Here is a 13,249-nt window from a genome sequence, read left to right as displayed (position 1 = left end):
TAGTTATTAGAAACTTGTGCCAATCGTAAATTCAAAAGTCTTAGTTTTATCACCAGTTTTCTTTAAAATTGGTTTAGCTACATAGACACCTAATGGTCCAACAGGCGTCAGCCAAGTGAAGGCAGCACCTACAGAAGCACGAAATTCATCTCCTGCGTTAAAGCTAGAGGCTTTAGTGCTTACTGCACCCACATCAATAAATGCACTCATGCGCATATTTTTACTGTCCTTGATGAAAGTTAAAGGTGAAATCAGTGAAACACCAGTAAGCACAGAAAGCTCACCACCTTTGGCTTTCTCAGTATCCGCATATTTTTCACCTAAGGAGTTAAAATCAAAGCCACGCACGGAAGAACTACCACCACCGTAATAACGCTCAAAAAATGGTAATTCTTTATTGCCATAACCTTGTGCAATGCTAATGGAAGCATTCACCTTGAAAGTAATATTCTTAGACAGTGGACGGTAACTTTTATGCGAAGTGCTAAGCTTATAATATTTATAATCAGCGACTGGTAATGCAATAGAAGCATTGACGCTATTAGTTGTACCTTTGGTTGGAAACAGATAATCGTCTAGAGTGTTACTGCTCCAATTGAGATTTAATTTAACTTCTGTTGAATTCTTATTGCTGTATTCGTTACATTGTGTCGACTCTTGCGTAAAAAATGTTGTACCACAAGTAATTTTTTTACTAGAAACTTTAAGTTCTGTGCTAATACGAGTGTCTTTTGTGATTGGAATTCCATAACCGACACTCCCGCCTTTTTCGTTGATTTTATAACTTGCCACATCAAGTTTTGCACCATCCGTTTTCTTAACAAATATACCGTAACTAAGGCTGTGTTTTTCTGGGGTAAAGTATGGATCTAGAAAGTAAAAATTTACCTCCTTTACAGCCTTAGAACTAGATAATGAAGCATCTAGCGTATTACCCGAGCCTAAGAAGTTTTTTTCTGAAATGCCTAAATTAAACGAGGTACCAGAATTATTAGAGTGTGACAAGCCAACAGAAAAAGTACCTGTTTTAGTCTCTTCAACTACAAAGTTTAAATTAATTTTATCTTCAAAGCCTGGCACTTTGGAAACATTCATCTTTACATCGGAAAAATAACCTAAACGCTTAATCTTATCAATAGATTCTTCTAATTCTTTATTTGAATACAATCCCCCTTCGTAAATACCGATTTCCCTACGCACAACCTCATCTTGAGTCCTGGTGTTTCCAGTAATAGTAATACGGTTAATATAAACTTTTTTCTTTAACTGTACTTTAAAATTTAAATCAATTGTATGTACCACCTTGTTTTCAGTAGTTACCGCATCCACTGTAGCAAATGCATAACCTTGGTCGGTATACAAATCTGTTATCACTTTAATATCGTTAATAATCTTTTGACGCTCAAAAATATTGCCAGTTTCAATGGTTAATAACTTTGTTAGACTTTCCTTTGATTCGTTCAATAATTCGCCTGAAAATTTAATGGCACCAATCTTATATTTGCTACCTTCCTCTATTTGGATGTTAATATCAATACTTTTTTTGTTATCAGACAATTCATTGCTAACATTTAATATTTTGAAATCAAGATAACCCAAGTCAATGTAATGTGATTTTAACGCCTCAACACCAGCATCTAATGCAACTTTAGAGTAATGATCTTTTTCAGTAAAATAATTCAAAGGAGACCAGTCTGGCTCACCAATTTCAAATAAATCAAGTAAATCCTCTTCACTTTCTACTTTGTTGCCACTAATATGCATTGTTTTAATGCGGGCAACTTCACCTTCGTCAATATCTAACTCAACGCCAACCCTATTCTGATTGTCAATTTCAACACGCTTGGTGATTTTAGTATTGTAGTAACCTTTAGCAGTATAGGTTGCCTGTAACTGATTCATTAATTTGTCTAGTTGTCTTTCATTGAAAATCTTACCCTGGGTTAAATTCATACTGGTTAATACTCTGTCGATCATATCTTTGTCAAGCACCTTGTCTGATTGGTTAATTAAATTAACATATTTAATAGATGGATTTTCTACCAAGGTAATTTTTAAAGTTTTACCAATCTGTATTACTTCAATGTCCTTGAAAAACTGCGTCTTATAAAGTGTGCGAATGATTTGTGCTGAGATTTTAGCATTGTAATCGTCTCCAACTTCAACAGGAAGATAGCTGAGTACCGCCCCTCTAGAGATGGCATTAAGCCCCAAAATTTCGATATTTTTAATAGGTGCCGCAAAAACCAATGAAGCATTCAATAGTCCAATAGCCAGAGCAGTTTTAAGTGCATTTCCTTTCATAGTCTTAAAGTTAAAATAAATAGAAGTCCATTATTATACAACATAATGACTGCCTAATGTTGCGAGTGAGAGTGCCCGGCGTCCTTTAGTCTGGTTAGATAATTAGCCCAACGAATATCGTGCTCCATGGCAAGATTATATAAATGTTCCCAAGAATAAATACCACTATCGTGACCATCGCTAAAGAACAAAATAATTGCATAATTACCTGTTGGCTCAATACGAGTAATAGTGACATTTTCTTTGCCAATTTGCAAGGTTTCTTGACCTGGACCATGTCCAACTACTTCTGCAGAAGGAGAGTGGGTGCGTAAATATTCCGCTGTCATCGGATATTCAGTATCGTCAAAGGTAACAGTTAACAGCGTTTTTTCTTTATTAAGAGTGATATTACTGGGTGCTTTCATAGGGTTTTCCACGGGGTTAAATTAGGCGGTATTTTAACGCATAAGTGGATAAAATACCCACATGATAATTAATTTTACAAAAATGCATGGGCTTGGCAATGACTTTATGGTGGTTGATATGACCAATAGCCCAGAAATGTTGATTAGCACACAGCAGATTGAATCGTTAGCGGATAGGCATTATGGCGTGGGTTTTGATCAGATGTTGGTAGTGGAAAATTCGGAGGTTGCAGATTTTCGTTACCGCATTATCAATGCCGATGGTTCGGAAGTTGCCCAATGTGGCAATGGCGCACGGTGTTTTGCGCGTTTTGTCACGGAAAAAGGCTTAACCTCTAATAACCCAATTAGCGTTGAAACTCGCAACGGCGTTATGCGTTTGTTGATTAATGAGGATAATACGGTGCGAGTTGATATGGGCGAGCCACAATTTGAACCTGTGAAAATCCCTTTGGAGATAGAATCGCAAGCAACTGTTTACAAAGTCAACGGCATTGAATTCGGCGCGTTGTCAATTGGCAATCCACATTGTATTTTAATCGTGGATAAAGTTGAAAATACAGAGGTTGAGGCAGTTGCTTCTGCCATTCAAGAAAGTCAATTATTCCCTGAAGGGGTTAATGTTGGCTTTATGCAAATCGTCGATAGAGGTGTTGTATTATTGCGCGTTTATGAACGGGGGGCAGGTGAAACGCTTGCCTGTGGTTCTGGCGCCTGTGCAGCGATAATTCATGGCATCAAATTGGGTTTATTAGACCAACAAGTAACGGTGAATTTTAAAGGTGGCAGTGTTATTGTTGAATATACCCCAGGTGAACATGTGTTTTTAATGGGACCAGCAGAGTTTATCTACGAGGGGCAAGTGGAAATTTAACAGGTAACTGAAAATATTTTTCTGTCTTCAAATCTAATCATGTTCAATCTTCCACCCCAAGCGCAGCCTTTATCCATTGGATAGATATGTGGCTGTGTAACGCCTGTCAATGTTGACCAATGACCAAAGAAAATATCGGTATTTTTCAACACTCTATTCTCATGTAAAAACCATGCTTTAAAACCTTTTGGTGCGGTTTCAGACCCCATTTTTCCTTTAAATTCTAGTTCTCCATCTGCTGTACAAAAACGCATACGCATACAGGCATTAATGGTATATCGACAATTATCCATTGTATTTAAATCTGCCGTCCAGATGCTAGGTTTATTGCCATACATATCGTCAATAAATGCACCTGCTTGATTACCTTGCAGGTGCGCTTCAACTTTAGTAGTATGCGTGAGTAGGGTGGGCTTATCCCAAATTGGCGGGACACCTGCGTGAACCAATAGCGCATCTTGATGTTCAATGACTAAGGGTTGTTGGCGTAAAAAGTCAATCAGTTCTAACGAGTCTTTGGCTTCTAAAATATCGCTAAAAGTATCTTTATTGCTAGGTGTTTTTCCGCCCAATGTACAGGCAAGTAAATGAAAATCATGATTACCCAATAACATTTTTGCATTATCGGATAAATCTTTGATAAAGCGCAGGGTTTCAAGAGATTTCGTACCTCGATTAACCACATCGCCTAAGAAAAATAATTGATCTTTATCGGTAGAAAAATTTGCCTTTTTTAATAACGCTTGAAGGTCATCAAAGCAGCCCTGAATGTCACCTATCAGATAACTCGACATTATTGCAGTGTATAAGGCTCACTGAGGACAAACTCAGGAATAATGGCGTCAAAATGTTCACCATCATCATTAACCATGCCGTATTCACCTTTCATTGTGCCAGTTGGGGTTTGAATGACAGAACCTGAAGTGTATTCAAAGCCTTCTCCGGGTAATAAATGTGGCTGTTCACCAACAACGCCAGGACCTTCAACTTCGTCAATATGTCCAGTTTCATCTTGGATAATCCAGTGCCTATCTAGTAGTCGTGCGCCGATTTCTCCAGTATTGATAATGGTAATTGTATAGGCAAACGCATATTTACGCTCAAAAGCCACAGTGTGTTGCGGCAATGGCACAACTTTAATGGTAATTTCAATACTATTTTTCATAAAGGGCCTCGTAATCATTAGCTAAGGTAATAAAATCCTGCACTGACAGCATTTCAGCGCGTTGTAACAGGTTGATGGTTGTTTGCTCTTGTGTTAATAAAGATTTTAAACAATTCCTCAGGGTTTTTCTGCGTTGTGCAAAAGAAGCTTTAACCACTTTTTGGAAAATTTCCATATTTTTAACATCCGTTTTAACTAAAGGTTTAAGGTAGACAATCGCAGAATCTACTTTTGGAGCAGGGTTAAATGATTCGGGTGGAACGATAAAAATCAATTCTACCTCAAAGAACGCCTGAATCATTACACTTAAGCGCCCATAAATTTTAGAGCCACTATCCGCTACCATTCTTTCCACCACTTCTTTTTGCAACATAAAAGTCATATCCACGACTTTATCACGGTTTTCAAGCAAGTGAAAAAGAATGGGTGATGAAATATTATAAGGTAAGTTACCAACCACACGAATTGGGGTTGGCAGGGTGCTTAAATCAAATTTTAGCGCATCACCTTCGTGAATAACTAAATTATCCTTATTAAAACCCTTTAATAAGTTAATTAAATCTCTATCAATCTCAATTACATTCAATACCTTGAGTTTTTCCAATAAAGGCAGTGTCATCGCTCCTTGACCAGGGCCGATTTCTAGTAGATTATCGTTAAATTTTGGCGCAATTACGGCAATAATACGACCAATCACCGTATTATCAATTAAAAAGTTTTGCCCGAAGCGTTTGCGTGCCTTATGCATAGTTGATAATGTCCTTTGCATATTGGATTGCCGTGTGCAAACTGCCCATACTAATATTCCCCGTGCCTGCAAGGTTAAGCGCCGTACCATGGTCTACCGAAGTGCGAATAAAAGGCAAGCCCAAAGTTACATTAACGGCTTTTTTAAAGCCCAAAGTCTTTAAAACTGGCAATCCTTGGTCGTGATACATTGCCAACACGCAATCCACACCCTGTAAGGCGTCAACTGTAAAAGCCGTATCCGCAGGCACGCTACCAACAAGGTTAAAGCCTTGTGCATTGAGTTTTGCAATCAAAGGGTTGATGATTTCAATTTCTTCAGAACCGAGATAACCCTCTTCTCCTGCATGCGGATTAAGTCCACAAACCACAATTTTTGGGTTTTTCAGTCCATAGCTTTGTAAAGAATGGTGAACAATGCTCAAAGTTTCCCTTAAAGAATCCGTCTGAATGTGTTTTGATACTTGGCTCAAAGGAATATGTGTCGTCGCCAATGCTACTCGCAACCCTTCAGTCGCCAACATCATCACCGTTTTATCTGTGTTGGATTTTTCTGCCAAATATTCTGTATGTCCAGTAAACCCATCGCCATTTTTATCTTGATAAATATTTGCTTGATTGATAATACCCTTGTGCAAAGGCCCTGTTATTAACGCCTGCACCTTTTTATTAAGGCAATATTGCGTTGCCAAATCTAAGGTATTTAAAACATAGCCTGTATTGTTTTCATTCAACTCACCAGCCACTACTCTATCGGCTGTTTTTATTGGATAAACACATAAAGTGTTTGCCCCTGTAGTGCTTTCTTTTTCGGTAATTTTAAGTGTTAAATTAAGGGCTTTTGCACGTGTTAACAATACATCGGGGTCAGCAAATACCAATAAGTCCTGTGCGGTCTTTTCTTGGGCAATCATCACTGCCAAATCAGGACCAATTCCAGCGGGCTCTCCAGGGGTAAATGCAAGCATTGTTTTTACTTTAATAGCGTGTTAAAAAAATATCTTTATTATAGTGTCTAACTATATTAAGACCTTTAAATAAATATACTTAAAATAAATAACAGGAAATCAATGTATAATGCTAAGGTTACAGATGTAGTTTCCATATTTTATTAGGTTTTAGAAATGAATTTAACAACAAAACTTGCTATAGCATCAATTTTACTACCTTTGTCATTTTCTAGTGCGGCGCAGTTTAACCAAGGATCAAAGGATTTTAACACTTCTTATAATGTTCAGAAGGTGGAAGGGCAATCACTTGATAAAAGGGCGCTTTTAGGCGGTAAAGTTATTTCATCGGCACAAGTAAGCTTGTCGGCACAAGTATCGGGCGATGTTCTAAGTATTAACGGTAAAGAGGGTGATGTATTCCAACAGGGTGCTGCACTCATCACCCTTGAACAAGAGTCTATTCAAGCACAAAGAGATGCGGCTTTTTCACAGATTAAGTCTGCTAACGAAGCACTTAGGAATGCCGGTGTGCAGTATTCACAGTCAATCGTTTCCCCAAATTCAGGTGGTATGTTTGGCGGTGCGGGCAGTATGTTTTCAGTATTTACTGATCCAATGGTGAGAATGAGTGGACAAGGCAACCCTGATTTTGATAAATATGCCAGGCGCACTTCTCGCTACACGGCTTACCAACAAGCAAAACACAAGTTAACACAGGCGCAACTTAAACTTAAACAAGTAGAAGAGCGTCTTAAAGATGCGAGCATTACTGCCCCTTTTGACGGGGTTATTGTGGTTAAAAATGTTAACCAGGGTGATGTTGTACAACAAGGGCAGGTGTTGTTGAAGTTTGCCAATATCAATAAATTACAAGTCGAGCTAAATGTGCCTTCTCGCCTAGTAACCAGTCTTAAAATTAACAAGAGATATCGCATTAGGTTAGATATTAGCAACACTATTGTCAATGCAAGATTGGCGCAAATTTACCCAATTGCAGATAACAATAAACACAGTGTCAAGGTAAAATTTGATTTACCAAAAAATACACCAGTTTTAGCAGGCGCTTATGCAGAGGTGGAAATTTTTGAAAGGGATTCAGGTGTATTGACACCAGTTATTCCAGAAAGTGCCATTATGTGGCGCTCTAGTTTGCCAAGCGTGTTTGTTATTAATCCACGAAGCAACAAAACCGAACTTAGATTTGTCCGCCTTGGTGAGTCAGTTGGTAAAAGCAAAAAGAGTGTTTTATCAGGTGTCTCTATTGGTGAGAGAATTGTCATCAACCCTAATATTTTAATGATTTCAGGTATGAGCATTTAATACTGATATGCCAAATCACGAACACATCGACACCCCTAAAGACGAAGGTATCAATAAAGATACTACGCTTAACCATGTAAAAGAGTATGAATTGGGTATTGCAGGCAAACTGACAAAGGCTTTTATCACCTCACCACTCTCTATTATTTTATTCTTTGCGATGCTCGGCATGGGCATTATCGGTCTGATTTCCACACCACGACAAGAAGACCCACAAATTTCTGTGCCGTTAATTGATGTATTTGTTGAATACCCAGGTGCCTCTTCAGAAGAGGTGGCAAATATCGTGGTTAAGCCATTAGAACGAATGATGTCTAACATTTTAGGCGTTAAGCATGTTTATTCTGCGAGCGATAGAGGCAAAGGCATTGTTACCGTTGAATTTGATGTTGGTCAAGAAATGAACGCCTCAGTGCTTAAAGTACGCGACAAGATGTTGGCAAATCTTGAGTTTATGCCACCAGGAGCGAAGCAGCCTTTAGTTAAACCAAAAGAAATTGATGATGTTTCTATTGTCAATCTTACCTTGTGGTCAAAATCTGTTGATGATGGGCAATTACGAGCGTTAGGACTAGAGTTATTGCAACAACTTGAAAAAGTGCAAGACACCAATGCAGGTTTTGTTGTTGGCGGGCGTAAAGAGATTTTCCATATTGACCTTTACCCAGGTCGTCTTGCAGGTTATGGTATTTCTGTACAGCAGATTTCTAACACCATTGGTAGTGCTAATGTTAGTTCACATACAGGTAATATCGAACTTAACGGCTTAAAGATGGAAGTCTACTCGGGTGATTTCTTTAAAAAAGTAGAAGATATTGAAAATTTAGTGGTTACCGTTAAAGACGGCAAGCCAGTATATGTGCGTGATGTGGCAGATGTTTATTATGCACCAGAAGAAGCGCATCATATGGTTAATCACTATAGTGGTGCTGCCAGTAAGGAGAAGGTGAAAGCAACGGGTGAACAAGCGGTTACGATTGCCATCGCTAAGAAATTTGGCACCAATGGGGTGAAAGTTTCCAGTGACATTTTAAAGAAAGTAGAGGAGTTAAAAGGGCGTCTCATTCCAGATAATGTGGAAGTAACTGTTAGTAGAGATTATGGCAAATCCGCCAAAGATAAGGTCAACGCGCTGATCACAAAACTCTTTATTGCCACAGGTGCTGTGACTATTTTAGTTTGGTTTGCACTTGGTATTCGTCCTGCAATCGTAGTAACACTGGTGATTCCAGTGGTGCTATTAATGACTATCTTTGCAGCATGGGTGTTAGGTATGACTATTGACAGGGTGAGTTTGTTTGCCTTGATTTTCTCAATCGGTATTTTAGTTGATGATGCTATTGTGGTGACCGAAAATATTTATCGCCGTTGGCTAATTGACAATAAAATTACCATTGCTACTGCGGTTGATGCGGTGCGTGAAGTGGGTAATCCAACTATTCTTGCGACCTTTACCGTAGTTGCGGCCCTGGTTCCTATGGCTGCTGTTAGCGGTATGATGGGTCCTTATATGGCGCCAATTCCAGTTTTGGGATCGGTAGCAATGATGTTCTCATTGTTTGCTGCATTTGTGTTTACGCCGTATTTTATTATGAAGTTTGTACCACCGCTTCATGTGCTGCACAAAATGCACAAAAAAGAAGAAAAAGAAGGTAAGATAATGAACGCCTTCTTTCGCTCAACTATTTCTAAATTATTTTATGTTAAACCCTATGGCTTGAGTTTTTTGATTGGCCTAATGGTGGCATTCTTTTTATCGATGTCAATGTTCTACTCAACAGCAGTACCAGTGAAAATGTTACCGCTTGATAACAAATCAGAGTTTGGCGTATCGCTAGATATGCCTGACGGTACGGCATTATCTGAGACAGCCTCTACTTTGCATAAGATGGCACAAATTTTGCGTCAAATACCAGAAGTGGTCTCTATTCAAACTTATGCAGGCACGGCCAAACCGTTTGATTTTAATGGTTTAGTTCGGCATTCTTATTTGCGTCAAAATTCGTCAGAAGGCGAATTACAAATTCAATTGGCAGAAAAGCATGACCGTGATCGTTCAAGTCATGAAGTTGCACTTGAAGCGCGTCAATTGATTCGTCAAGTTGCCTTAGATGTAGGTGCAAATTATGCCGTGGTTGAAATGCCCCCAGGTCCGCCAGTCTTACGCCCTGTAGTCGCAGAAGTGTACGGACCTGATAAAGAAACGCGTCGCAAACTGGCCCGTGATTTAACCAAGATGTTTAAAGAATCAGGTACGATGACCGATGTTGACAACTTAATACGCGATGAATATCCAGTGATTAATTTCCAAGTAGATACCGCAAAAGCCTCCCGTTTTGGTGTCAGCGTGCAAGTTATTAAAGAAACATTGGCAATGACCATGAGTAGTTTCAATGTAACGACTATCCGCTTGAAAAATGCATTGGAGCCTTCTCGCGTTTGTTTAAAGGTGCCATTGACAAGGCGCTCTCAACTGTCTTATTTAACACAATTACCGGTACCTTCTCAGCACGGTGGCATGATTCCAATTTCTGAATTGGGATCATTTGTGTACAAAAAACAAGATGATATCGTATTCCACAAAGACCTTGCTGATGTTGAGTATGTTTTAGGCGAACCAATTGGTCGTCTTAGTGCACCGATTTATGCGATGTTTGGCGTTGATGATTTGTTGTTAGATTATCAAACTGTTGATGGTAAGCAACTACAAGGAAAATATCTAGGCCCACCAAAAGATCAAACTGTACCCGGCTTTGAGTGGGGCGGTGAGTGGACTGTGACTTATGAGACTTTCCGTGATATGGGTACTGCATTTGCTGTAGCGCTGGTGGTTATCTATATGTTGGTTGTTTGGCAATTTGGCAATTTCATCATTCCAGCTGTGATTATGGCACCTATTCCATTAACCCTACTGGGTATTGTGCCAGGACATTGGTTACTCGACGCGGAATTTACAGCTACCTCAATGATTGGCTGGATTGCTCTCGCAGGTATTATTGTGCGTAACTCTATCTTATTAGTGGATTTTACTGTGCAAGAATACGCCAAAGGTATGCCATTCTTTGATGCCGTTATTTATTCTTGCGCATCAAGAACCCGTCCGATTATGATTACCGCTTTTGCTTTAGTTGGTGGTTCAAGTGTGATTTTGTCGGACCCAATCTTTCAAGGTATGGCTATTTCGTTATTATTTGGTGTCTTGGTTTCGACCGTATTAACATTAATCGTTATCCCATTAGGTACCTTATCAGCAGGTGAGGAATCTTGTCGTAATATTGCTGTTAATATGGGTTTATTGCCAGGCGATGAAGATATTGATGCAAAATATAATATTGAAAAGGAAGACACCTCTAACAATAATAAAACCAAGGTAGATGCCAAAAAGTGGGTGCAAACCATCTTGGACAAAGGTAAGTCAGACAAGAAAATCACAACGCCTGAAGTTAACGGCACAAGTCAAGCCGAAGAAACAAAGGTCAATGATGCTGAGATTAAACCTAAGAAGATTGATACTAATGGCTTCCTTAAAAAAGAGGATAAAGAAGATATCTAAATGTCTCAACTTAATTAAAAAAAACCTTTTTTTAGGTGATTTTTTTCATTACCCCTAAAGCCCAAAGTTAAGATCAGCCGATAGATTCACCTGCCACCTGCAAGTCCGCATGATAGGATGAGCGTACCATTGGACCACTGGCAACCTGTGAAAATCCCATTTTTATAGCAATTTCTTTATACGCTTTGAATTGTTCAGGTGTGACATATTCCTCAACGGCTAAGTGGTGCTTGCTAGGTTGTAAATACTGACCAAGCGTGAGCATATCGACATTATGTGTTCGTAGGTCGGTTAAAACATTTAATACCTGTTGTTTAGTTTCGCCAACGCCGAGCATTAAGCCTGATTTAGTCGTTACCTGTGGATGTTGTTGCTTGAAAGACTGCAGTAACTTTAAAGAATACTCGTAACTTGCTCCTGGGCGGACTTTTGGATAAAGACTTGGCACGGTTTCAAGGTTGTGATTAAATACATCAGGTGGGCAGCTTTGAAAAATTTCGAGTGCCTTGTCAATTCTACCTCTGAAATCAGGTGTTAGGATTTCAATTTTAACTTTCGGTGTGGCTGTTCTAATGGCATCAATGCATTCTTTAAAATGGTTAGCACCTCCATCACGCAAATCATCTCTATCAACGGAAGTAATGACCACATATTTGAGTGCCATTTTTTCAATGGTTTCCGCTAAGTGCTTGGGCTCATCTGCATCTAAGGGCTTTGGTTTACCGTGTGCAACATCGCAAAATGGACAACGACGGGTGCAAATTTGCCCCATAATCATAAAAGTTGCGGTGCCATGGGTGAAGCATTCGGCAAGATTGGGGCATTGCGCTTCTTCGCAGACGGTAAATAGTTTTTGAGCGCGTAGCGTGTCTTTCAATTTACTGACTTTTGAGCCACTAGCAAGTTTAATACGAATCCAACTCGGTTTCTTCAACGGAATACGCGTGGCATCTGGTTTAATGCGTAAACGAGCAGTTTTTGATGCGCCTTTTAGGGTTTTAATTTCAATTTCTTGTGACATAGTGGGTTAATAATTGCGTGAGTTCATTGCCGACGGCTTCAAGTTGCACATTATCCGTTAAATCTGCCATTTGTGTAACTGCTAAACCTTGATATCCACAAGGGTTTATTTGCAAGAAGGGCGAAAGGTCCATATCAACATTTACACTCAGCCCATGGTAAGTATTGCCATTTTTAACCTTTAGTCCTAATGCGGCAATTTTAGCGCCATTGACATACACGCCATGCGCACCTTCTCTGAGTTCTGAGTCAATACCGTGGGTGTCGAGTAAATCCATGATTGCATCTTCTATCAATGACACCATTTTTTTGACGCCGATACCTAAGCGTCGCAAGTCAATTAGGCAATAAATTACCAATTGACCTGGACCGTGATAGGTAATTTGCCCACCACGGTCGGACTGCACTACGGGGATATTATTGTCGTTAAGTAAGTTTTCAGCCTTTCCAGAGATGCCTTGGGTAAAAACAGCAGGGTGCTCAACAATCCAGAGTTCGTCCTCAGTATGCGCTTGTCGTTTAGCGCTAAAGGAACGCATTGCCGCCCAAGTTTGGGTGTAATCTTGTAATCCGAGGCGTTGTATTTGCATTAAAGAATGTAGGCAACTAATGGATGGTCTTGCAGTTCTTGGTTGATAGAATTGAGTTGCGCAATACTGGTCGCAGTGATTCTGACCGTGTAAGAGATATAACTACCTTTGGTGCTTTTTCTACTGGTAATTTGACTTGGGTGAATTGCCCCAGCATGTCGTTCAATGATGCAACACATTTCAGCGTGCAAGTCCTCGTGGTCCTTGCCCATTACCTTAATAGGGTAATCGCAGGGAAAATTAAAAATTTCTTCTGGAGTAGGTTTTGCATTGGGCTTAATCATAATAGGTGATTTTAGTGTCTATTACTATAAAATAG

The 13,249-nt window shown here is 39.4% G+C and carries 12 protein-coding genes; 3 read left to right on the top strand and 9 right to left on the bottom strand.

Annotation, left to right across the window (positions count from 1 at the left end; translation table 11 throughout):
• Positions 1-6 precede the first annotated feature (6 nt).
• Positions 7-2,304 carry an outer membrane protein assembly factor BamA gene (gene bamA, locus BSEPE_RS04585; protein WP_066044572.1) on the bottom strand — a complete coding sequence of 766 codons (2,298 nt, stop codon included), beginning with the start codon at positions 2,302-2,304 and terminating at the stop codon, positions 7-9.
• A gap of 53 nt (positions 2,305-2,357) precedes the next feature.
• On the bottom strand, positions 2,358-2,711 hold the full coding sequence (locus BSEPE_RS04580; RefSeq protein ID WP_066044570.1) for a gamma-butyrobetaine hydroxylase-like domain-containing protein: 354 nt from the start codon (positions 2,709-2,711) through the stop codon (positions 2,358-2,360).
• A 61-nt stretch (positions 2,712-2,772) separates the two neighbouring features.
• Here BSEPE_RS04580 and dapF point away from each other — a divergent pair, with 61 nt between their 5' ends.
• Positions 2,773-3,585 carry a diaminopimelate epimerase gene (dapF, locus tag BSEPE_RS04575; protein WP_066044568.1) on the top strand — a complete coding sequence of 271 codons (813 nt, stop codon included), beginning with the start codon at positions 2,773-2,775 and terminating at the stop codon, positions 3,583-3,585.
• Here dapF and BSEPE_RS04570 read toward each other — a convergent pair.
• The 4 genes from BSEPE_RS04570 to pdxA are packed head-to-tail and all read right to left on the bottom strand — an operon-like array spanning position 3,582 to position 6,465.
• On the bottom strand, positions 3,582-4,379 hold the full coding sequence (locus BSEPE_RS04570) for a symmetrical bis(5'-nucleosyl)-tetraphosphatase (RefSeq protein ID WP_066044566.1): 798 nt from the start codon (positions 4,377-4,379) through the stop codon (positions 3,582-3,584). The two genes, dapF and BSEPE_RS04570, sit on opposite strands and share 4 nt — an antisense overlap.
• Complete coding sequence (gene apaG / locus BSEPE_RS04565; RefSeq protein WP_066044563.1) at positions 4,379-4,750, bottom strand: Co2+/Mg2+ efflux protein ApaG; 372 nt, start codon at positions 4,748-4,750, stop codon at positions 4,379-4,381. Before apaG ends, BSEPE_RS04570 begins: the two co-directional genes overlap by 1 nt.
• Positions 4,740-5,498 carry a 16S rRNA (adenine(1518)-N(6)/adenine(1519)-N(6))-dimethyltransferase RsmA gene (rsmA, locus tag BSEPE_RS04560; RefSeq protein WP_066044561.1) on the bottom strand — a complete coding sequence of 253 codons (759 nt, stop codon included), beginning with the start codon at positions 5,496-5,498 and terminating at the stop codon, positions 4,740-4,742. Before rsmA ends, apaG begins: the two co-directional genes overlap by 11 nt.
• Positions 5,491-6,465 (bottom strand): 4-hydroxythreonine-4-phosphate dehydrogenase PdxA, encoded by a 975-nt coding sequence (gene pdxA, locus BSEPE_RS04555; RefSeq protein WP_066044560.1) that lies wholly within the window; start codon positions 6,463-6,465, stop codon positions 5,491-5,493. Before pdxA ends, rsmA begins: the two co-directional genes overlap by 8 nt.
• 156 nt (positions 6,466-6,621) lie before the next feature.
• Here pdxA and BSEPE_RS04550 point away from each other — a divergent pair, with 156 nt between their 5' ends.
• Both BSEPE_RS04550 and BSEPE_RS04545 read left to right on the top strand, forming a co-directional pair.
• Positions 6,622-7,767 carry an efflux RND transporter periplasmic adaptor subunit gene (locus BSEPE_RS04550; RefSeq protein WP_066044558.1) on the top strand — a complete coding sequence of 382 codons (1,146 nt, stop codon included), beginning with the start codon at positions 6,622-6,624 and terminating at the stop codon, positions 7,765-7,767.
• Between the two features lie 7 nt (positions 7,768-7,774).
• A complete protein-coding gene (locus BSEPE_RS04545; RefSeq protein ID WP_083502980.1) occupies positions 7,775-11,320 on the top strand; it encodes an efflux RND transporter permease subunit in 3,546 nt (1,181 codons plus the stop codon).
• Between the two features lie 73 nt (positions 11,321-11,393).
• Here the strand turns inward: BSEPE_RS04545 and lipA are convergent, their stop codons facing one another.
• The 3 genes from lipA to BSEPE_RS04530 are packed head-to-tail and all read right to left on the bottom strand — an operon-like array spanning position 11,394 to position 13,214.
• Positions 11,394-12,341 (bottom strand): lipoyl synthase, encoded by a 948-nt coding sequence (lipA, locus tag BSEPE_RS04540; protein ID WP_066044556.1) that lies wholly within the window; start codon positions 12,339-12,341, stop codon positions 11,394-11,396.
• The gene (lipB, locus tag BSEPE_RS04535; protein WP_066044554.1) at positions 12,325-12,930 is read right to left on the bottom strand and encodes a lipoyl(octanoyl) transferase LipB; all 606 of its coding nucleotides are present in this window, start codon (positions 12,928-12,930) and stop codon (positions 12,325-12,327) included. The genes lipA and lipB overlap by 17 nt, the downstream gene beginning before the upstream one ends.
• The gene (locus tag BSEPE_RS04530) at positions 12,930-13,214 is read right to left on the bottom strand and encodes a YbeD family protein (RefSeq protein WP_066044552.1); all 285 of its coding nucleotides are present in this window, start codon (positions 13,212-13,214) and stop codon (positions 12,930-12,932) included. The genes lipB and BSEPE_RS04530 overlap by 1 nt, the downstream gene beginning before the upstream one ends.
• Positions 13,215-13,249: the final 35 nt, after the last annotated feature.

The sequence above is a fragment of the endosymbiont of Bathymodiolus septemdierum str. Myojin knoll genome (assembly GCF_001547755.1).
Classification (GTDB): domain Bacteria; phylum Pseudomonadota; class Gammaproteobacteria; order PS1; family Pseudothioglobaceae; genus Thiodubiliella.
Note: the sequence above shows the minus strand (reverse complement) of the source record. Positions and strands in the feature narration are given on the sequence as shown.

What these genes read in the sequence shown, in the direction of transcription:
- apaG (WP_066044563.1), bottom strand. Translation starts at nt 4,750, where the DNA reads ATGAAAAATAGTATTGAAATTACCATTAAAGTTGTGCCATTGCCGCAA.
- pdxA (WP_066044560.1), bottom strand. Translation starts at nt 6,465, where the DNA reads ATGCTTGCATTTACCCCTGGAGAGCCCGCTGGAATTGGTCCTGATTTG.
- bamA (WP_066044572.1), bottom strand. Translation starts at nt 2,304, where the DNA reads ATGAAAGGAAATGCACTTAAAACTGCTCTGGCTATTGGACTATTGAAT.
- BSEPE_RS04550 (WP_066044558.1), top strand. Translation starts at nt 6,622, where the DNA reads ATGAATTTAACAACAAAACTTGCTATAGCATCAATTTTACTACCTTTG.
- BSEPE_RS04530 (WP_066044552.1), bottom strand. Translation starts at nt 13,214, where the DNA reads ATGATTAAGCCCAATGCAAAACCTACTCCAGAAGAAATTTTTAATTTT.
- rsmA (WP_066044561.1), bottom strand. Translation starts at nt 5,498, where the DNA reads ATGCATAAGGCACGCAAACGCTTCGGGCAAAACTTTTTAATTGATAAT.
- BSEPE_RS04570 (WP_066044566.1), bottom strand. Translation starts at nt 4,379, where the DNA reads ATGTCGAGTTATCTGATAGGTGACATTCAGGGCTGCTTTGATGACCTT.
- BSEPE_RS04545 (WP_083502980.1), top strand. Translation starts at nt 7,775, where the DNA reads ATGCCAAATCACGAACACATCGACACCCCTAAAGACGAAGGTATCAAT.
- lipB (WP_066044554.1), bottom strand. Translation starts at nt 12,930, where the DNA reads ATGCAAATACAACGCCTCGGATTACAAGATTACACCCAAACTTGGGCG.
- lipA (WP_066044556.1), bottom strand. Translation starts at nt 12,341, where the DNA reads ATGTCACAAGAAATTGAAATTAAAACCCTAAAAGGCGCATCAAAAACT.
- dapF (WP_066044568.1), top strand. Translation starts at nt 2,773, where the DNA reads ATGATAATTAATTTTACAAAAATGCATGGGCTTGGCAATGACTTTATG.
- BSEPE_RS04580 (WP_066044570.1), bottom strand. Translation starts at nt 2,711, where the DNA reads ATGAAAGCACCCAGTAATATCACTCTTAATAAAGAAAAAACGCTGTTA.